The sequence below is a fragment of the Eudoraea algarum genome, from assembly GCF_050589645.1.
Classification (GTDB): Bacteria; Bacteroidota; Bacteroidia; order Flavobacteriales; family Flavobacteriaceae; genus JBNGOQ01.
Genome location: NZ_JBNGOQ010000001.1, coordinates 1,287,615 through 1,306,088 on the forward strand (window position 1 = coordinate 1,287,615; position 18,474 = coordinate 1,306,088).

At 44.9% G+C, this 18,474-nt stretch carries 22 protein-coding genes; 12 read left to right on the plus strand and 10 right to left on the minus strand.

All coding sequences use genetic code 11. The annotated features are described in order from the left end of the window. Nucleotides 1-17: 17 nt before the first annotated feature. From trpA to ACRD67_RS06040, 10 genes are all read right to left on the minus strand, one after another. Complete coding sequence (gene trpA / locus ACRD67_RS05995) at nt 18-779, minus strand: tryptophan synthase subunit alpha (protein ID WP_430966131.1); 762 nt, start codon at nt 777-779, stop codon at nt 18-20. 225 nt (nt 780-1,004) lie between these two features. Next, a complete protein-coding gene (gene trpB / locus ACRD67_RS06000; protein WP_430966132.1) occupies nt 1,005-2,189 on the minus strand; it encodes a tryptophan synthase subunit beta in 1,185 nt (394 codons plus the stop codon). A gap of 14 nt (nt 2,190-2,203) precedes the next feature. Beyond that, nucleotides 2,204-2,848, minus strand: a complete 645-nt coding sequence (locus tag ACRD67_RS06005; protein ID WP_430966133.1) for a phosphoribosylanthranilate isomerase — start codon at nt 2,846-2,848, stop codon at nt 2,204-2,206. Further along, nucleotides 2,845-3,633 carry an indole-3-glycerol phosphate synthase TrpC gene (trpC, locus tag ACRD67_RS06010; RefSeq protein WP_430966134.1) on the minus strand — a complete coding sequence of 263 codons (789 nt, stop codon included), beginning with the start codon at nt 3,631-3,633 and terminating at the stop codon, nt 2,845-2,847. The genes ACRD67_RS06005 and trpC overlap by 4 nt, the downstream gene beginning before the upstream one ends. A gap of 7 nt (nt 3,634-3,640) precedes the next feature. Continuing rightward, the gene (gene trpD, locus ACRD67_RS06015) at nt 3,641-4,636 is read right to left on the minus strand and encodes an anthranilate phosphoribosyltransferase (RefSeq protein ID WP_430966135.1); all 996 of its coding nucleotides are present in this window, start codon (nt 4,634-4,636) and stop codon (nt 3,641-3,643) included. 38 nt (nt 4,637-4,674) lie between these two features. After that, nucleotides 4,675-5,238: an anthranilate synthase component II gene (locus ACRD67_RS06020; protein WP_430966136.1), complete on the minus strand. Its 564-nt coding sequence runs from the start codon at nt 5,236-5,238 to the stop codon at nt 4,675-4,677. 10 nt (nt 5,239-5,248) lie between these two features. Next, nucleotides 5,249-6,646 carry an anthranilate synthase component I family protein gene (locus tag ACRD67_RS06025; protein ID WP_430966137.1) on the minus strand — a complete coding sequence of 466 codons (1,398 nt, stop codon included), beginning with the start codon at nt 6,644-6,646 and terminating at the stop codon, nt 5,249-5,251. Between the two features lie 458 nt (nt 6,647-7,104). Further along, nucleotides 7,105-7,683, minus strand: a complete 579-nt coding sequence (locus tag ACRD67_RS06030; RefSeq protein WP_430966138.1) for a YceI family protein — start codon at nt 7,681-7,683, stop codon at nt 7,105-7,107. A gap of 46 nt (nt 7,684-7,729) precedes the next feature. After that, entirely contained in the window at nt 7,730-8,362 is a 633-nt protein-coding gene (locus tag ACRD67_RS06035; protein WP_430966139.1) for an NAD(P)H-dependent oxidoreductase, read from the minus strand. Between the two features lie 5 nt (nt 8,363-8,367). Further along, nucleotides 8,368-8,814 carry a MarR family winged helix-turn-helix transcriptional regulator gene (locus ACRD67_RS06040; RefSeq protein WP_430966140.1) on the minus strand — a complete coding sequence of 149 codons (447 nt, stop codon included), beginning with the start codon at nt 8,812-8,814 and terminating at the stop codon, nt 8,368-8,370. A gap of 132 nt (nt 8,815-8,946) precedes the next feature. Here ACRD67_RS06040 and ACRD67_RS06045 point away from each other — a divergent pair, with 132 nt between their 5' ends. From ACRD67_RS06045 to hpf, 12 genes are all read left to right on the plus strand, one after another. Further along, nucleotides 8,947-9,492, plus strand: a complete 546-nt coding sequence (locus ACRD67_RS06045) for a TlpA disulfide reductase family protein (protein WP_430966141.1) — start codon at nt 8,947-8,949, stop codon at nt 9,490-9,492. Between the two features lie 4 nt (nt 9,493-9,496). Next, entirely contained in the window at nt 9,497-10,114 is a 618-nt protein-coding gene (locus tag ACRD67_RS06050) for a thioredoxin family protein (RefSeq protein WP_430966142.1), read from the plus strand. Nucleotides 10,115-10,193: 79 nt separating this feature from the next. After that, entirely contained in the window at nt 10,194-10,505 is a 312-nt protein-coding gene (locus ACRD67_RS06055; protein WP_430966143.1) for a rhodanese-like domain-containing protein, read from the plus strand. 53 nt (nt 10,506-10,558) lie between these two features. Further along, a complete protein-coding gene (locus ACRD67_RS06060; RefSeq protein WP_430966144.1) occupies nt 10,559-11,842 on the plus strand; it encodes a DUF2851 family protein in 1,284 nt (427 codons plus the stop codon). Between the two features lie 9 nt (nt 11,843-11,851). Then, complete coding sequence (locus ACRD67_RS06065; protein ID WP_430966145.1) at nt 11,852-12,079, plus strand: PspC domain-containing protein; 228 nt, start codon at nt 11,852-11,854, stop codon at nt 12,077-12,079. A 2-nt stretch (nt 12,080-12,081) separates the two neighbouring features. Continuing rightward, complete coding sequence (locus ACRD67_RS06070; protein ID WP_430966146.1) at nt 12,082-13,089, plus strand: potassium channel family protein; 1,008 nt, start codon at nt 12,082-12,084, stop codon at nt 13,087-13,089. A 91-nt stretch (nt 13,090-13,180) separates the two neighbouring features. Then, a complete protein-coding gene (locus ACRD67_RS06075; protein WP_430966147.1) occupies nt 13,181-14,794 on the plus strand; it encodes an alanine/glycine:cation symporter family protein in 1,614 nt (537 codons plus the stop codon). Nucleotides 14,795-14,800: 6 nt separating this feature from the next. Continuing rightward, nucleotides 14,801-15,649, plus strand: a complete 849-nt coding sequence (locus tag ACRD67_RS06080) for a ComEA family DNA-binding protein (protein ID WP_430966148.1) — start codon at nt 14,801-14,803, stop codon at nt 15,647-15,649. 10 nt (nt 15,650-15,659) lie between these two features. Then, a complete protein-coding gene (locus ACRD67_RS06085; protein WP_430966190.1) occupies nt 15,660-16,823 on the plus strand; it encodes an acyl-CoA dehydrogenase family protein in 1,164 nt (387 codons plus the stop codon). Nucleotides 16,824-16,892: 69 nt separating this feature from the next. Continuing rightward, complete coding sequence (rpsU, locus tag ACRD67_RS06090; protein ID WP_179240581.1) at nt 16,893-17,087, plus strand: 30S ribosomal protein S21; 195 nt, start codon at nt 16,893-16,895, stop codon at nt 17,085-17,087. An 89-nt stretch (nt 17,088-17,176) separates the two neighbouring features. Further along, nucleotides 17,177-18,067, plus strand: coding sequence for a tyrosine-type recombinase/integrase (locus ACRD67_RS06095; protein WP_430966149.1), 891 nt, complete (start codon nt 17,177-17,179; stop codon nt 18,065-18,067). Nucleotides 18,068-18,110: 43 nt separating this feature from the next. Continuing rightward, nucleotides 18,111-18,413, plus strand: coding sequence for a ribosome hibernation-promoting factor, HPF/YfiA family (gene hpf / locus ACRD67_RS06100; RefSeq protein WP_430966150.1), 303 nt, complete (start codon nt 18,111-18,113; stop codon nt 18,411-18,413). Nucleotides 18,414-18,474: the final 61 nt, after the last annotated feature.

Sequence of the window (18,474 nt, forward strand, 5' to 3'; positions counted from 1 at the left end):
TAATTGAAGGGTTAAATTTAGCAAATTCCTTTTATAAAATCGGCAATATTGTTGGTGCCATTTTGCGTTAAATGTTTAATAAAGGCAGAACCTATAATGGCCCCTTTGGTATTTTGGACTGCTTGTTGAAAGGTTTGGGCATTGCTGATACCGAATCCCACGATTTGCGGGTGTACGAGTTCCAACGAGGCCACCCGCTCAAAATAGCGTTTCTGCTCTTCGCCAAAACCTTCTTGGGCCCCGGTTACACTAGCGGAACTTACCATATAAATGAAACCTTCGGAAGCCGTATCGATTTCACGTATACGCTGCTCACTGGTTTGTGGGGTAATCAGAAAGACATTGATTAGGCCGTACCTTTTACAGAGGGCTTCATAGTCCTTTTGGTACACATCCAGGGGCAGGTCGGGTATAATAAGACCATCAATACCAACTTCGTTACACTTCTTGCAAAAGGCCTCCACACCGTACTGTAGCATCGGGTTAAAATACCCCATCAGGATCAAGGGAATGGAAACCGAATCCCGAATGCCCTGGAGTTGTTCAAATAACAGTGCCGTATGCATCCCATTGTTAAGTGCCGTTGTGGAGCTTTGCTGTATGGTGGGTCCGTCTGCCAGGGGATCACTAAAGGGGAGGCCAATTTCGATCATATCCACACCGTGGGCCTCCAATTCCTGAATAATCTTTACGGTATCGTTTAACTGGGGATAACCAGCGGTGAAATATATGGAGAGGAGTTTTTTGTCCTCCTGCAGTTTATGATGTATTCTGTTCATTCTTTTTAATTTTGTCATTCCCGCTTTTTACTTTTGTCATTCCTGCGAAAGCAGGAATCCATTGTTAGTCTTACCTATCACTGACCAAATCGTTCCGATCTGGATGATTGCCTGTTATCGGTTTAATTTTCCATTCATTTTTGTCGGCAATGCCACGAACATCATACGGGTCAACCGTTTTGTATACATTTTTTGGATTCCTGCTTTCGCAGGAATGACATAGTGTTACAGTTCAAAATAATCGATATACGTATCCAAATCCTTGTCGCCACGACCAGAAAGGTTAATGACCACGAGTTCCTCTGGCCGGAATTTTCGGTGTTCAAAAATGGCAAAGGCATGGGAAGTTTCTATGGCAGGGATAATACCCTCCAATTGGGAAACCTGTAAGCCTGCATTCATGGCCTCATCATCCGTGATGGAAATAAATTCGCCCCGGCCAGAACGGTATAGGTGGGCATGCAGCGGGCCCACGCCGGGATAATCCAGGCCAGCAGAAATGGAATAGGGTTCGGTAATTTGCCCATCTGAGGTTTGCATCAGTAGTGTCTTACTGCCATGGATAATACCGATCTTTCCCAAGGCAGAGGTGGCGGCACTCTCTCCGGAATCTATTCCCTTCCCTGCTGCTTCCACCGCTATGATGCCCACATCGGCATTATCCAAAAAATGATAATAGGCCCCGGCGGCATTACTGCCACCGCCTACGCAGGCCACAACGTAATCGGGATTCTCCCTGCCTTCTTTTTCCAGCAATTGTGTCTTGATCTCAGCGGAGATTACCGATTGAAACCGCGCTACCATATCCGGATAGGGGTGGGGGCCTACTACCGATCCGATGATGTAATGGGTATCCACTGGATTATTGATCCAGTCCCTGATTGCCTCATTAGTGGCATCCTTTAGGGTCCTACTTCCGGAGAGGGCGGGTCGCACCTCGGCTCCCAACATTTTCATTCGTGCCACGTTGGGCGCCTGGCGGGCAATATCGATTTCTCCCATATATACCACACATTTGATGCCCATAAGTGCGCATACGGTAGCTGTGGCCACCCCATGCTGTCCTGCCCCGGTTTCGGCTATGATTCGATTTTTGCCCAGTTTTTTTGCCATAAGAATTTGCCCGATAGTGTTGTTTACCTTGTGTGCACCGGTATGGCAAAGGTCTTCCCGTTTCAGATAAATTTTGGTCTGGTACTTTTCGGACAAGCGGCCGGCAAAATACAAAGGCGTTGGTCTGCCAACATAGTCCTTTAACAGTTGATCAAATTCCTCTTGAAAGGAGGTTTCCCCCATAATATGTAGGTACTGCTGTCTTAGCTCCTCGGTATTGGGATAGAGCATTTCAGGGATAAAGGCTCCCCCAAACTCCCCGTAATATCCTTTTTCATCTACGTGATAGGTCTTCATGTTACTCTTTTTGTTTACACCTGTATCAGTGCTTTAAACGCTTTTAATTTTTCTGGCTCTTTACGTCCGGGTTCACTTTCAAAACTGCTGTTGACATCAATGGCATGGCAATATTTGGATGCCCCTGTTTGCAAAAAGGCCGCTATTTTGTCCTTTTCCCCAAGCCCGATACCTCCGCTGAGGAAATACGGTTTGCTAGAGGGATAATTTTTCAATACTTCCCAATCAAAAGTATAGCCGTTGCCTCCGGGAAGTTTTCCCTTGGTATCGAACATATAGTAATCACTGACCGCCTCATAGGGTTCCAGTACGGTAAAATCAAAATGTACGTCAACAGAAAATACTTTGATGATCTTTACCTTCGATAATTCACCTGAACGTAGCACTTTTGCCCGTAGGTCAGCACAAAAAGCCGGACTTTCCATCCCGTGAAGTTGTATGCCCCACAGATGGAACCGCGCTACTTTTTCTATGATTTCCGCGATGCCAGCGTCTACAAAAACCCCTACTTTCTTAATATGGGCGGGAATCTCGGGAAGCTGTGCCCCAACATAGCGTTTGGACGGTTCCCAAAAGATAAACCCCATATAGTCAGGGCCGAGTGTGGCCACGCTATGGCTATTGTCTTGATATTTCATCCCACAGACCTTCAGTTTCATGGCGTATTCAATTGGGTTATAAAGTGTTCGGCACCTTCTCCAGGATTGGAGGCCTTCATAAAATTCTCCCCGATTAAAAAGCCTTGGTACCCAAAGGGCCTAAGTTCCTTAATGGCTTCCACATTGCCAATACCGCTTTCCGATACCTTTACAAAATCCTCGGGAATGGAAGCGGACAGGGATTTACTGGTCTCCAGACTTACCTCAAAGGTTTTCAAATTCCGGTTGTTTACGCCCAGCATGTCCACGCTGGGTAGCAAGGACCTTCTCAGTTCCTCCAGATTATGGACCTCCAACAGGACCTCTAGCCCCAAACTTTGGGCAAATTCGGATAGTTCCTTAATTTCCGCCGTCTCCAATATGGCTGTAATCAACAAAACAACATCTGCCCCGTAAGCCTTTGCTTCCAAGACTTGATAGGGGTCTATAATAAATTCCTTGCGTAATAAGGGCAATTGTACGGCCGCCCTGGCCAGCGTAAGATCGTCCAGGGAACCCCCAAAATACTTGCCATCGGTCAAAACGGACATTCCCGAAACACCTGCATTTTCATAGCCCCTGGCAACGTCATGAACGCTTAACGCTTGATTGATCACCGCCTTGGAAGGCGAACGCCTCTTATGCTCTGCAATAATTCCCGTTTTGCTATTGCGCAGAGCGGTTGCCAGGGAATGCGATTTTCTCTGGAACAAGATCGAATGTTCCAATTGTGAAATAGGGATAAGTTCCTTTTTAAGAGCGACTTCCCTTCGTTTATCACGAACTATTTTTTCTAGAATATTCATTAGATAATTAATTCCTGCTCAGTTCCTGTACTTTTTTTAGGGCCTCCAATCCTTTTCCGCTAAGCAAGGCGGCCTTTGCCTGTTCAAATCCTTCTCTGGGTGTGGTCTCCTTTACCGTGGCTATCGCCATGCCCGCATTGGCACAAACCACATTGTTCTGCGCCTCGGTTCCCTGTCCGCTAAGGATGTCCACAAAAATCTTTGCGGAGTCGGCTATGCTTTCACCCCCCGCGATATCGGCTTGTGAAATACTGGGGACACCAAAGTCCGAGGGTCTTAATATGCCCTCCGAGTGGTTGGAAATGGTCTTGGTATTCCCGGTAAGCGATATTTCATCATATCCATCCAGGGCGTGTAATACGGTAAATCTTTTGTTGGTATTCTGATAGAGGTATCCGTACATCCGTGCCAATTCCAGATTGAACACACCTACCATCTGATTTTTGGGAAAGGCTGGGTTAACCATGGGACCCAGCATATTGAAAAAGGTCTTCACCCCAAGCTCCCTCCTAATGGGGGCCACGTTTTTCATGGCAGGATGGAACAAGGGCGCATGTAGGACACAAATGCCCGCCTTGTCCAAAGATTTTTCGAGGAAATCCGCTTCATTACTGAATTTGATGCCCAGATATTCCATCACATTGCTACTTCCACACTTGGAGGAAACCCCATAGTTGCCGTGTTTGGTGACCTTTACCCCTGCTCCTGCCGTGATGAAGGAGGCCAAAGTGGAAATATTAAAGGTGTCCTTTCCATCACCCCCTGTGCCGCATAGATCTACGGGGTCGTAGGCCGAAAGGTCCACGGCCAAACATAGCTCTAGCAATGCATCGCGGAAACCCTCCAATTCCTCGATGGTAATACTCCGCATCATATAGACCGTTAAAAAAGCTGCAATCTGACTGGGATTGTAAGCGCCTTTGGCGATATTCACCAAAATTTCTTTGGCATCCTCCTTGGAGAGGATGTCGTGGTTGATCAAGCTATTGAGCGTTTCTTTCATTTTACTTTGGATTAAGCAGGCCCATCTTCCCGATAAGCCTAATTTTTTAACCAGTTTTCCAAGATCTTTTTTCCATAGGGGGTCAGCACGGATTCTGGATGGAATTGTACCGCCGACACCTGGTATTCTTTATGGCGCAAGGACATAATTTGCCCGTTTTCATCGTAGGATGTAGCCTCTAGGGCCTCGGGAAGGTCGGCATGGACCACCCAGGAGTGATAACGGCCCACTTCAATTTCCCTTGGTAGATCCTGAAACAATGGATCTCCTTGTGTAATTTTTATTTTGGTTGCAATGCCGTGGTACACCTCCTCCAGGTTTACGATAGTGCCACCAAATACCTCACCTATGGCCTGTTGCCCCAGGCACACGCCAAATATTTTCTTAGTGGGGGCATAGGTAGCTATGATTTCTTTGAGCAGCCCGGCCTCATCCGGTATCCCAGGTCCTGGGGAAAGCACGATTTTCTCAAAGGAATCCACTTCCTCCAACTGTAGTTGGTCGTTTCTTTTGACCACCACCTCACAGTCCAGATCTTCCAGGTAATGCACCAGATTATAGGTAAAACTATCGTAGTTGTCTATCATCAGTATTTTTTCCATTTTCCTTTCTTTAAATGGTTTCAGCGATTTCCAGTGCCTTGGTGAGGGCGCCCAGTTTATTGAAGGTTTCCTGTAGTTCCGTTTCCGGGTCCGACGCTGCCACCAAACCTGCACCGGCCTGGTAATGCAAGCGGTGATTCTTGCTTAAAAAGGTACGTATCATAATGGCGTGGTTAAAGTTTCCCTTAAAATCCATGAAGCCAATAGCGCCTCCATAATAGTCCCTACTTGTTTTTTCATATTTTTCTATGAGCTGCATAGCCATGTGCTTGGGAGCGCCGCTCAAGGTTCCCGCCGGAAAGGTGTCTGCCACCACCTTCATGGTGGGAATATCAGGCTTCTTTTTTCCAGTGACCTTGGAAACCAAATGGATAACATGGGAGAAGAACTGTACTTCCCTATAATTTTCAACGTTTACCATATTGCCATTTCGGCTAAGATCGTTCCGTGCCAGGTCTACCAGCATTACGTGCTCGCTATTTTCTTTATCATCCTCGGTCAATTTTTTGGCCAGAAGGGCATCCTGTTCGTCATTGCCGGTTCTTTTGAACGTTCCGGCTATAGGATGTATTTCGGCCTTGCCATCATGCACCACCAGCTGGGCTTCCGGGGAACTTCCAAATATCTTAAAATCCCCATAATCAAAATAGAACAGATAGGGAGAGGGGTTGATGGAACGCAAAGCGCGGTACACATTAAATTCATCGCCCTTAAAATCCTGTGAAAACCTACGCGACAGTACCAGTTGAAAGACATCACCCCTATGACAGTGTTTTTTGGCCAGTGCTACATGTTCCAAATATTCCTCGTCCCTTAAATTGGAGGTAGGCTCACCGGTTTTTGAAAAATTGTAGGACGCAAAATTTTTGATGGTAAGGATCTGCTCTATCTCCGGGATATTGTTCTCGGTTTCATAACAGTGGGCAAAAATATAAGCTTCGTTTTTGAAATGGTTGATCGCAATGATATTTTGATAGACCGCATAGTAAATATCGGGGATACCCAAATCGCCCTCTTTTTTTGTGATATCGATGGCCTCAAAATAGCGCACGGCATCATAGGCCATATAGCCAAACAGACCGTTGTTGATAAACTTGAAACCGTTGTCCTTCGTGCTGAAATTTTGGCTAAAGTCATGAATCAGCTGCACTACATCGGTCTGGGAAGTAATCGGGGTCGTGCGTTGATCCCCATCCGGGAAGTGCTCCTTTACCATCTCATCTTGAACTTTGATGGAAGCGATGGGGTTACAGCAGATATAGGAAAAACTATTATCGTTGGCACGGTAGTCGCTACTTTCCAAAAGGATACTATTGGGAAACCTGTCGCGTATTTTGAGATAGATACTTACCGGCGTAATGGTGTCCGCGAGGATTTTGGTATAATAGGTGTTGAGCGAATATTTCATGAGCGAAATTTATTGTCATTTCCGCAAAAGGCGGAAATCTTTAAAGGCTACTTTTTTTCAATAGATATGTATAAAATAAAAAGGCTTGTCGTGATTTGACAAGCCTTTTGTATGTTGATGTACAAGGGTGCTTAGCTCACGACGTCTGACGTAAGTTTTTCCACCACCAAGTATTTACCGTTCTTCGTTTCATTTGGTCAAATATAGAAAGGAATTTTAAACTGACAAATTTTAAGGATTTAAAAAATGGAGAGGTCGTCTAAAAAATACTTGGATGTCAGTTCGAGCGCAGTCGAGAACTCATTTTAGTAGGGTCCCCTTGGGCATCTCGACTGCCTGCCCTCCGTACGAGACTTTGGGAGGCCTGCCTGCCGGCAGGCAGGCGGGCGCTCGATGAGACATTTTTAGCTTTTATTACTTTTTAACGACCTCTCCATCAACACTAAACCAATGATCGTTTAGAATTCCAAGTCAACGACCAAATCAAATTCATCGTATATGGTCTTATCGCCAAGATTTTCAAAGAAACTTCCGGAGCCATATTTCACATCGTATTTGGCACGATCTATCTTTAAGGTCGCCGTGGCCTTGCTTCCGTAAACGGAAACATCAAAGCTTACAGGCTTGGTAATTCCCTTTATGGTGAGGTCGCCAACCACTTTGTACGAATTTTTGCCCGAAACTTCCACACTGGTGAAAACCAACTTGGAGGTAGGATGATTTGCAACGCTAAAAAAGTCGTCGGATTTAAGATGCCCCTCCAATTTGCCTTTGTACTCTCCTTCCAGATCGGTAGAGACCAAAGTGGACATGTCCACTACGAACTCTCCACCGGTAAGCTTGCCCTCTTCAAACAAAAGGGAACCTTGTTTTAGATCCACCGTTCCGGTGTGGGACCCAGTAACCTTATACGCTTTCCAGGTCACTTTGCTTTCGCTGGCCTTTACTTCTTTTTTCTCCCCGTCTATGGGCGTGTTGGCCGTTGCGGAAAATCCGAATACCAGGGCCATTACCATACTTAGTGCATTTCTTTTCATGATTTTGATTTTAATTTCTGTTAATGATTGTTTCTGATGTTAAAAATTATAAATGGGTAAATAACTCCTTCTTGGAGCGTCTTACTTTTTTGTAGTGCTGTGTTTCGTCAGCTTCGGAACGGTAACCAATGGTAGCCACCACAGCGGCATTGAGCCCCTTTTCCTTCAGCCCAAGAATTTCGTTGTAGGCTTCGGGTTCAAAGCCTTCCATAGGACAGGCGTCTATTTGAAGACTCGCCGCCGCAGAAAGGAGGTTGCCAAGCGCAATATAGGTCTGTCTTGCGGTCCATCCGGCCTTGGTACCGTCGTCGAGCGGCAATAATTTTGATTTCATAAAGTCGCCATATCCGCTAAGGCCATCCTTGGGGATTCCTCGGGTCTCGCTCACCTTGTCCAGGTAGGAATCTATCAGCTCATCGTCTACCGCCGTCTTATTGGCAAAAACGATAAGGTGCGAGGCGTCTGTTATTTGCGACTGTCCCCAGGAAACCGATTTCAGTTGCTCTCTTAGGGCCGCATCGGAAATTATAAATACGTGATAAGGCTGAAGCCCATAGGAAGATACACTCAGCTGCATGGCGTGTACAAGGGTATCCAGGTCCTCTTGGGAAACCTTTTTTTTATCGTCGAATTTTTTGGTGGCATAACGCCAGTTTAAGCTTTTTAAATAGGGATCCATAGGGTCTAAAATTTGTCCAATAAACTGTTTAACTGTTTCAATTCTTTTTTGTTGAAGTTTTGTAGGATGACCTTCTCCGCTTTGGAGACGGCCTTGTCCATTTTGGAAAGGGCCGCTATACCGGCCTCGGTAATGGTAATCTCCACTTTTCTTCTATTGGCTTCGCAAACGATGCGTTGCACATAGCCGCGCGCCAGCAATTTGTCGATCAGACGCGTGGTATTGCTCATTTTGGCGACCATACGTTCGTTGATGGTAGAAAGATTGGCCGGTTTGCCCCGTTGCCCCCTAAGGATACGCAGGACGTTAAATTGCTGTTGGGAAACCTCAAAAGGTTTTAGCGCATTGGCAACGATCTCCGTGGTCTTGTTCTGTACCAGGATAAGATGGATGATCGTCCTTGCCTCCAACGGCATTTGTTTTTCCGTCTTGATAATTTTCTCTACGTTCATGTCTATACAACAATTGTATATACAAATGTATGTCAAATTTTGGCCTCGCCATGTTTTTAACTGATAATTTTATGTTAAAAACGTATTGACGCAACAATCGATGGTTAATTTTATGGGAATAAAATCCAGTTTATGTACAGGTTTCTTGTTCCCTTATGCATCGTTCTTTTTCTAGGCTGTGGTAGGGGAGAGCGCAAAGAACAAAACAACTTGCAGGCCAATATGCCCGAAGAGGTGGCACCCGTAGAGGATGATCTGAACTTGCCTGTATATGATTTCGCAGGTTTGGAACCTTTGCTCCATAAAGAGGACGGCAAGACCTATGTCATTAATTTTTGGGCCACTTGGTGTGCGCCTTGCGTTCGGGAACTTCCTCATTTTGAAAAGCTGAACGCAGAGCAAAAAGACAATGGTGTTGAGGTTATCCTGGTAAGTTTGGATATGCCCAGGATGTGGAAATCCCATTTGGTTCCTTTTATTGAAAAAAAGGGGCTGAAGTCCAACGTGGTGATTCTGGATGACCCCAAACAAAATACCTGGATACCTAAGGTAGACCAGAATTGGTCCGGTGCCATTCCGGCTACACTGATTTACAGGGATGGGAACCGCAGCTTTTACGAACAATCGTTCGAGTATGATGAACTCAAATCGGAATTGGATAAATTTTTAAAAGGATAGCCTTATGAAAACACTTAAAATTTTTGGATTGTTAGCGTTTGTGGCGCTGGCGAGCTCATTTACCTATAACGCCCTATCTGGACCACCAGGATACGCTATTGGCGACAAGGCAACGGATTTTGAACTGAAAAACGTGGATGGTAAAATGGTTTCCCTGTCCGATTACGCGGATGCCAAGGGCTATTTGGTCATTTTTACCTGCAATAGTTGTCCGTACTCCGTGACCTATGAGGATAGAATCATAGCTTTGGACCAAAAATATAAACCTAAGGGCGTACCGGTGATTGCCATAAACCCGAACAACCCAGCTGTGCAACCATCGGATAGTTATAAAAAGATGCAGGAACGGGCAGAGGCTAAGGGATTTCCCTTTCCCTACCTATTGGATGAAGGCCAGGAGATCTTTCCGCAGTACGGGGCCACCCGAACCCCGCACGTTTTTCTTTTGGAAAAAACAGGGGGTGGAAACATTGTACGGTATATCGGTACCATAGACGACAATTCTTCCAATGCCGGTGCGGTGGAGGAAAAGTATGTGGAAAATGCCGTGGACGCCATGTTACAGGGCGCTGAGATAGAAGTAAAGACCACAAGGGCAATCGGTTGTTCCATAAAAGTTTGATGCTCCACCAAGATATTGTTCAAAAATCCGGAGGTTTTTCCTTCGGATTTTTATTTTTGTAGCTCTAAAAGATTAAAAAATGGCAGATTTATCTCAAGAAGAATGGGCAGAACAACTACAACAGGATGACAACGCCTTTATACTGGATGTGCGCACCCCGGAAGAAGTGGAGGACGGCTATATTCCGAACGCTACCAATATCGATATTTATTTGGGGCAGGAATTTTTGGATGAATTGGAAAAATTGGACAAGAGCAAAAATTACTACGTATATTGTAGATCGGGCAATCGCAGCGGACAAGCGTGTGCCCTAATGGAAAATGCTGGTTTCGCCAACGCCTATAATCTCGAAGGTGGTTTTATGGAGTGGGAAGGCGAAGTCACGGAATAAAATTAATGCTCCCGTAATCCTCCCGCCAAGGCGGGATTTTTTATTTGAGGTACATGCGGGAAGAACTGCTTCATTTTATCTGGAAATACAAAAGGCTTCAGTTGGAAACATTGACCACCTCGGGCAAGGAGGCGGTTTCCATAGTGGATGTTGGTACCTACAATACCCTTTCGGGCCCCGATTTTTCGAACGCCAAAATCAATATCGACGGACAGCTCTGGGCCGGCAATGTGGAAATCCATGTAAAGTCCTCCGATTGGTACGCTCACCATCACGAATCGGACCCCCAATACAACAACGTAATTCTCCACGTGGTCTGGGAGGACGATGCCCAAGTGTTTCGCGCAAACCAGACAGTGGTGCCTACGCTGGAACTTCAACACTACGTTTACCCCGAGGTGCTGGCCGCCTACAGGAAACTCTTTGACCAGCGAGATAGATCGTTCATTAACTGCGAAAAAGATCTAAGGCATACCGACGCCCTACTGCTGCAAAACTGGTTGGAGCGTCTTTTTTTTGAACGCTTGGAACAAAAATCGGGTTTGATCATGGAATTGTTGGCCCACTCCAAAAACGACTGGGAGAGCGTCCTGTTTATGCTTTTGCTAAAGAATATGGGATCCAAGATCAATGGCGATTCCTTTTTGAGTATCGGTCGGGCACTACATTTCCCCTTGGTCCGTAAAATGCACGATGAGGTGTTTAAGTTGGAAAGTGTGCTGTTCGGCCTAGCCGGTTTTTTGGAGGATGACAGGATTGTGGATGCCTATTATTTAGAACTGCGCAAGGAATACCGCTATCTGGCGCATAAATACGACTTGGAACACTTGGGCGTACAACGCCCGGAGTTTTTTAAACTACGCCCTTCCAATTTCCCGACCGTACGACTGTCGCAACTGGCCTGTCTGTACGGGACCCATCAAAACTTGTTCAGCAAGGTGATCAAGGCAACCTCCTTGGAAGAGATTTACAGTGTTTTCACTATTTCGGCCACGACTTACTGGGATACCCATTTTAGCTTTGGCAAGCCTACAAAGCGGCATAAAAAAAAGCTTTCCAGGAAATTCATTGATCTCCTGGTCATCAATACCCTGCTGCCCTTAAAGTTTTGTCATGCCCGTCACACTGCAACAGACTGCCACGAAGAGCTTATTCGCATGATATCCCATCTGAAGCCTGAGGAGAACCGGATTATAACCAATTTTAAAGCCCTGGGCGTTGTTGGGCAAAATGCCATGGAAAGTCAGTCCCTCATACAGTTGTACAATACCTATTGTTCCAAGAACAAATGTTTGCAATGCGCCGTTGGAGCTAGTTTATTACGTAAAAAAGTTTAATTTTAGGCAATGGATTTCTTCTACAAAATACTGTACTACTTTCAAAAAAGGGGCTTTGAGGTCTGTAGGCGCATCGCCGAACGTTTGGGTATCCGGACCAGAGTGGTAAGGACTTCTTTTATTTACCTCACCTTTGTTACCCTGGGCTTTGGTTTTGCCCTATATCTGTTTCTGGCTTTTTGGCTGGGCATCAAAGATTTGATCCATACCAAACGAACTTCTGTTTTTGACCTCTGAATATGCTGAAACTCCTACGCTCTAAAATAAGTCTGGCCTTGCTCCTCATTGTGTTTGTAGTGTTGTCAGGGATTCTGGGGTATCGTTATCTTTTTGATTTTACCTGGTTGGACGCCAGTTATATGACCATCATTACCGTGACGACCGTAGGCTTTACGGAGGTGGGTCCCATGGACCACAATGCAAAGATTTTTACCGTAATTTTAATCGTTACCAGCGTATTCATATTTGCTTATGCCCTTTCGGTGATTACGGAATATATCCTCGGGAGGAATTCGTTACAACTTTTAAAGAAGAAGAAAGTGAAAAAAAAGATCAACAGTTTATCGGACCATGTGATTGTATGTGGATTTGGGCGTAACGGCAATCAGGCAGCGGAGCGGTTAAGGGCGTATAAAAAACCATTCGTCGTCATAGAAAGGGACAAGGAAGTACTTGAAAAGTTCGAGGACGACGTGCTTTTTGTGGAAGGGGATGCCAACGAAGATGAGGTGTTGATGGCCGCAGGCATTGAACGTGCACAATACCTGATTACCGCTTTGCCGGATGATGCCACCAATCTTTTTGTAGTACTCTCTTCCAAACAACTCAATAAGGATCTGTTCGTCATCAGCAGGGCCTCGCAAGTGACCTCCCAAAAAAAATTACTGTTGGCAGGTGCCGATAAGGTAATTATGCCCGATAAGATCGGAGGAGATCATATGGCCTCCTTGGTGGTCATGCCGGATTTGATCACCTTTATGGACAAATTATCCGTAGAGGGCGAACATACCACCAATTTGGAAGAAGTCCCCATAGAGGATTTTGCCGATCAAGTGGAATGCAACTCCCTTCGCGATCTGGACCTGAGAAAAAAGACAGGCTGTACTATCATTGGATACATAGCTCCCGATGGTACCTACATCATTAACCCCGAGGCAGATTTGGAATTACAGCCCAAGAGTAAGGTTATTGTCTTGGGAAGGCCGGAGCAGATTAAAAAGTTGAACGAAATGTTCCATATCCGCTGATTACATTTAAAGCACATTATTTGATTGGATTGAATATTTTTTGGATATTGCCGCCTTTACAGACTAATAAAATAACCATAAAACAGCAATTATGAAGTATAGACTTCTCTCAATGATTACCTTTCTCTTTCCCTTTTTATCCTTTGCCCAAGAGTCTTCGGATTTGGGCTTGGACGAACGGATCAATGCCTGGTTCGAACCTATTACAGCGGTATGGGAGAGCATCGTTTTTTGGCAAGTTCCCGGAACCGGTGTTCCTTTGGTGGTGATCGTACTAGTACTTGGCGCTACCTTTTTCACCCTGTACTTTGGGTTTATCAACATCCGAAGGTTTCCGTTGGCCATCAATGTGGTGCGTGGGAAATATGATGATGTGGAAGGAGCAGAAGGTCATGGGGTAGAGAAGGCCGAGGTAAATATTGTTGATGGGGATTTACCAGATACCATCAGGGATGAAAGTGAAGAGGGGGAAGTAAGCCACTTTCAAGCCTTGGCTACGGCTGTTTCGGGTACGGTAGGTCTTGGAAACATTGCCGGTGTGGCCTTGGCAATCGCTATTGGGGGGCCAGGGGCTACCTTTTGGATGATCGTATGCGGCCTGTTGAGCATGTCCACCAAATTTGTGGAATGTACCCTAGGGGTAAAGTACCGGGATATAGATGAAAACGGAACGGTATATGGAGGGCCTATGTACTATCTTTCCAGAGGATTAAAGGCGAGGGGTTACACCGGACTTGGAAAGGCACTGGCAGTAATTTTTGCCATACTTTGTGTTGGAGCTTCATTTGGGGGCGGTAATGCGGTACAGTCCAATCAGGCAGCGGAACAACTGGCCGCCATGATGGGGCTGCAGGGAGGTTCCACAGGATTTATAATAGGTCTGGTACTGGCGGTAGTGGTCGGAATAGTAATTATCGGTGGCATTAAGCGAATCGCCTCGGTAACGGAAAAAATAGTGCCGTTTATGGCAATAATCTATGCCATTGCATGTTTGGTGGTCATTTTTGCAAACTACTCCTATATTGATGACGCTTTTGGGTTGATTTTTAAAGGCGCTTTTACTCCCGAAGCAGGTTTGGGAGGTTTGTTCGGAGTTTTGATCGTTGGTTTTAGGCGAGCGGTCTTCTCCAACGAGGCAGGAGCCGGATCGGCAGCAATTGCACACTCGGCCGTTAAGACGAAGTACCCGGCCAGTGAGGGCATTGTAGCGCTTTTGGAACCGTTCATTGATACCGTGGTTATTTGTACCATGACCGCTTTGGTAATTATCTTCTTCAATAGTGGTGGTGTCTTTGAATATGGCGGTGATGGCGCTGGTAGTGTAATCGTGGATGGAGTTTCCATGGGCGGTGTTAACCTAACATCCATGGCCTTTCAATCCGTAATCCCGTGGTTTCCATATGTCTTAACCTTGGCCGTAGTCCTCTTTGCGATTTCTACCATGATATCTTGGTCTTATTATGGTCTTCAGTCCTGGAAATACCTGTTTGGGAGAGGCAAAACAGCAGATATGTGTTATAAGCTTTTATTCGTTGCTTTTATTATCATTGGGGCATCTGCATCCATGGGAGCGGTTTTCGCGTTCTCAGACGCTATGATATTGGCTTTGGTATTTCCGAACATGATCGGATTGATTATCCTGTTCCCAAGGGTGAAGGAGGAATTGAATAAGTATTTGGACGCCGTTAAGGCACTAAAAAAATAAATACCCTTGAAAAATTTAAGATCCCACTTCAAATTCAACAAAAGAGAAAGAAGTGGGATTTTCTTTTTGCTCTTGCTCATCGTTGTCCTTCAATGCGTGCATTTCTATATAAAAATGGCCGCTCCGGATACGGCTAAAAGTACTGTTGTGATAGACGCTGACGTACAACGCCATATGGACCTGCTCAAGGAACAGGAGCCAAAGCTGAATGAGTCGCGTATCTTTCCCTTCAATCCAAATTTTATCTCGGACTATAAGGGATATAGCTTGGGAATGTCTGCCGTGGAAATGGATAGGTTGCTTGCATTTAGGAAAGCGGGCCATTATGTGAACGCTCCAAAGGAGTTTCAAAGGGTAACAGGAATCTCCGACTCGCTATTGAACAAGATTTCCCCGTATTTCACGTTTCCCGCCCAGGCAAAGCGGGCGTACAGTTCCCCAAGGCAAAACGGGTACATCATCCGGGATTTAAACGAGGTCGGTGCCACTGAACTTAAAGTAGTACGAGGCATAGGGGACAAGCTTTCACTACGGATCGTAAAATTCAGGGAAAGCTTGGGCGGTTTTATGATAGACGAACAACTTTATGATGTATATGGATTGCAGCCTGAGGTGGTAGAGGAGACCTTGAAAAGATTTAAGGTAATCCATAGGCCTACCATAAAGAAAATCAATATCAACCTGGCTTCCGTGCAGGAAATAGCGCAGTTGACGTATATAGATTATAGCACCGCCAGAAAGATCATAGCTTACCGTGAGCTGGTCGGAAGTATCCGTTCTTTTGACGAATTAACGAAAATTGAAGATTTTCCATCCGACAAGATTGATAGAATTAAATTATATTTGGCCCTATAAAAGTGCTATGATGATTACAGATACCATGTCTACCTTAAGTTTTGATTATTCGGATACCCAACAGATGGTCGCTGATTCTGCCAAGGAATTTGCTGAACAATATATACGGCCCTATGTTATGGAATGGGACGAAGCCCAAACTTTTCCCTTAGCGTTGTTTAAGAAGGCGGGTGAAATGGGGTTTATGGGTGTTTTTGTCCCAGAATCCCTTGGAGGTTCTGGATTGGGATACCATGAATATGTTGCCATAATTGAGGAGATTTCCAAAGTAGATCCCGCAATTGGCCTGTCCGTGGCAGCACATAATTCCCTGTGCACAAATCATATTTTGTCCTTTGGCAACGAAGAGCAAAAACAAAAATGGATTCCCAAATTGGCCACTGCGGAGTGGATCGGTGCTTGGGGACTCACCGAACACAATACAGGTTCGGATGCGGGCGGAATGTCTACTACAGCGGTAAAGGACGGTGATTTTTGGGTGGTCAACGGCGCAAAGAATTTTATTACACATGGCAAAAGCGGAGATATCGCGGTGGTAATCGCCAGGACCGGCGAAAAGGGCAATAGCCGGGGGATGACCGCATTTGCTGTGGAAAGGGGTACCCCAGGGTTCACTAGTGGTAAAAAGGAGGACAAGTTGGGAATGCGGGCTAGTGAGACCGCCGAACTGGTCTTTGATAACTGCAGCATTCCCGATGCAAACCGTCTCGGTGAAATCGGTGACGGCTTTGTCCAATCCATGAAGGTATTGGACGGTGGAAGGATCTCTATCGGTGCACTGTCCTTGGGAATAGCAAAAGGTGCTTATGAAGCGGCTTTAAAGTACTCCAAGGAAAGGATTCAGTTTGGAAAACCCATAAGCCAATTTCAGGGCATTTCTTTTAAACTTGCAGAAATGGCAACCGAAATCGAAGCTTCGGAATTGCTATTACACAAAGCGGCCTTCTTAAAAAATGAAGGGCGGGAGATGACCAAATTAAGCGCAATGGCCAAAATGTATGCTTCCGAGGTCTGTGTGAGGGCTGCCAATGAGGCCGTGCAAATACACGGTGGCTATGGATATACCAAGGACTTCCCTGTCGAAAAATTTTATAGGGATGCCAAGCTTTGTACCATCGGTGAAGGAACCACGGAAATACAAAAGGTGGTCATAGCCAAGAATATTTTAAAATAATTTATCCGGAATTCATTTATTAGATTTATATTTGCACTCCAAAATCATAAAGAAAGGAGGTTGTAGCCAATGTTAATAATACCAGTAAAAGAAGGAGAAAACATCGATAGGGCTTTAAAGCGTTTTAAACGTAAGTTCGACAGAACGGGTACCATGCGTCAGTTGAGAAAACGTCAGCAATTCACAAAACCTTCTGTAGAAAGAAGAGCCCAAATACAAAAAGCCCAGTATATCCAAGGCTTAAGGGACCAAGAGGAAATCTAACCCTTTATCGTATACAAGGTATAAGTCTCACTTCCGAACTTCTCGGAAGTGGGATTCTTTTTTGTTGCACAAAGTGGTAACTTTGTTCCATGGCCTTGCGTTCCTTTATCTCATACATATCCCTGGAAAAAAACTACTCCGCGCATACCGTTAAAGCGTATGAAAGGGATATCCAGGAGTTTGTTGTTTTTTGTGCCCAGGAATTCGAGGTTGATGAAATAGACGATGTAGCCTATACCCTCATACGGAGCTGGATCGTGCACCTGGTAGACCAAAAGTGCTCCAACAGGACCATAAATCGGAAAATTGCTTCTTTAAAGGCCTACTATAAGTTTGTGTTGCGCATAGGGAAAATCAAGGTAAATCCGCTGGCCAAGCACAAGGCCTTGAAAACCCCAAAAAAGATCGAGGTACCCTTTTCCGAGGCCGAAATGGAGGAGGTGCTCTTGCAGATGCCCTTTGAAGGCGATTTTGAAGGCGTAAGGGATAAACTGATTATTGAACTTTTGTACACTACGGGTATTCGAAGGTCCGAATTGATCAATCTAAAGCTTCGGGCTCTAGACCGTCCTGGAAAAACCCTGAAGGTGCTTGGTAAACGGAACAAAGAGCGTATTGTACCCCTCTTACCATCGACCATAGCGCTGTTCGAGCTCTTTTTTGGACAGCGAAATGCCCTTGCCCAAATCACGGATACCGAGTACATTTTTTTGTCCCGGTCGGGCAACAAAATGTATGAAACTCTTGTTTATAGAATAATAAATAGGTATTTTAGTAAGGTCTCCACCAAGGTAAAAAAGAGTCCTCATATTTTAAGGCACACGTTTGCGACTCACTTACTAAACAAAGGGGCAGACCTTAATTCCGTCAAGGAGTTATTGGGACATTCAAGTTTGGCATCCACGCAGGTATATACGCATAATAGCATTGCCGAACTCAAAAAAGTACATTTATCGGCTCATCCCAGAAGCAAAGAATAGTACTTCATTCTTTTACAATGTTTAATATAAAAAATTTCATTCTATGAAAGTAAATGCACAATCCGTGAATTTCAACGCAGATGGAAAGCTTATTGATTTCATCCAAAACAGATTAAACAAACTGGAACTTTTTTATGATCGTGTAATAAGTTCGGATGTATATTTGAAAGTAGAAAATACCAGCTCAAAAGTAAATAAGATCGTAGAGATAAAAGTGAATGTGCCTAAGGACAAATTTATTGTAAAGAAACAATGCAAATCTTTTGAAGAAGGGGTTGATGCAGCTTGCAGTTCCCTGGAAAGAAGCCTTAAAAAAAGAAAGCAAAAACTAAGGCTTCAAGCCTGATTAAAATTTTCGAAAAATTGTTTTGAATAAAAAAAATATTATCTACATTTGCAGTCCGTTA

Coding starts and splice junctions, on each gene's coding strand:
- ACRD67_RS06065 (WP_430966145.1), top strand. CDS start 11,852: ATGGATTTCTTCTACAAAATACTGTACTACTTTCAAAAAAGGGGCTTT.
- ACRD67_RS06055 (WP_430966143.1), top strand. CDS start 10,194: ATGGCAGATTTATCTCAAGAAGAATGGGCAGAACAACTACAACAGGAT.
- ACRD67_RS06020 (WP_430966136.1), bottom strand. CDS start 5,238: ATGGAAAAAATACTGATGATAGACAACTACGATAGTTTTACCTATAAT.
- ACRD67_RS06025 (WP_430966137.1), bottom strand. CDS start 6,646: ATGAAATATTCGCTCAACACCTATTATACCAAAATCCTCGCGGACACC.
- trpC (WP_430966134.1), bottom strand. CDS start 3,633: ATGAATATTCTAGAAAAAATAGTTCGTGATAAACGAAGGGAAGTCGCT.
- trpD (WP_430966135.1), bottom strand. CDS start 4,636: ATGAAAGAAACGCTCAATAGCTTGATCAACCACGACATCCTCTCCAAG.
- ACRD67_RS06030 (WP_430966138.1), bottom strand. CDS start 7,683: ATGAAAAGAAATGCACTAAGTATGGTAATGGCCCTGGTATTCGGATTT.
- trpB (WP_430966132.1), bottom strand. CDS start 2,189: ATGAAGACCTATCACGTAGATGAAAAAGGATATTACGGGGAGTTTGGG.
- ACRD67_RS06045 (WP_430966141.1), top strand. CDS start 8,947: ATGTACAGGTTTCTTGTTCCCTTATGCATCGTTCTTTTTCTAGGCTGT.
- ACRD67_RS06085 (WP_430966190.1), top strand. CDS start 15,660: ATGATTACAGATACCATGTCTACCTTAAGTTTTGATTATTCGGATACC.
- ACRD67_RS06005 (WP_430966133.1), bottom strand. CDS start 2,848: ATGAAACTGAAGGTCTGTGGGATGAAATATCAAGACAATAGCCATAGC.
- ACRD67_RS06035 (WP_430966139.1), bottom strand. CDS start 8,362: ATGGATCCCTATTTAAAAAGCTTAAACTGGCGTTATGCCACCAAAAAA.
- ACRD67_RS06070 (WP_430966146.1), top strand. CDS start 12,082: ATGCTGAAACTCCTACGCTCTAAAATAAGTCTGGCCTTGCTCCTCATT.
- hpf (WP_430966150.1), top strand. CDS start 18,111: ATGAAAGTAAATGCACAATCCGTGAATTTCAACGCAGATGGAAAGCTT.
- ACRD67_RS06050 (WP_430966142.1), top strand. CDS start 9,497: ATGAAAACACTTAAAATTTTTGGATTGTTAGCGTTTGTGGCGCTGGCG.
- trpA (WP_430966131.1), bottom strand. CDS start 779: ATGAACAGAATACATCATAAACTGCAGGAGGACAAAAAACTCCTCTCC.
- ACRD67_RS06075 (WP_430966147.1), top strand. CDS start 13,181: ATGAAGTATAGACTTCTCTCAATGATTACCTTTCTCTTTCCCTTTTTA.
- ACRD67_RS06060 (WP_430966144.1), top strand. CDS start 10,559: ATGCGGGAAGAACTGCTTCATTTTATCTGGAAATACAAAAGGCTTCAG.
- rpsU (WP_179240581.1), top strand. CDS start 16,893: ATGTTAATAATACCAGTAAAAGAAGGAGAAAACATCGATAGGGCTTTA.
- ACRD67_RS06095 (WP_430966149.1), top strand. CDS start 17,177: ATGGCCTTGCGTTCCTTTATCTCATACATATCCCTGGAAAAAAACTAC.
- ACRD67_RS06040 (WP_430966140.1), bottom strand. CDS start 8,814: ATGAACGTAGAGAAAATTATCAAGACGGAAAAACAAATGCCGTTGGAG.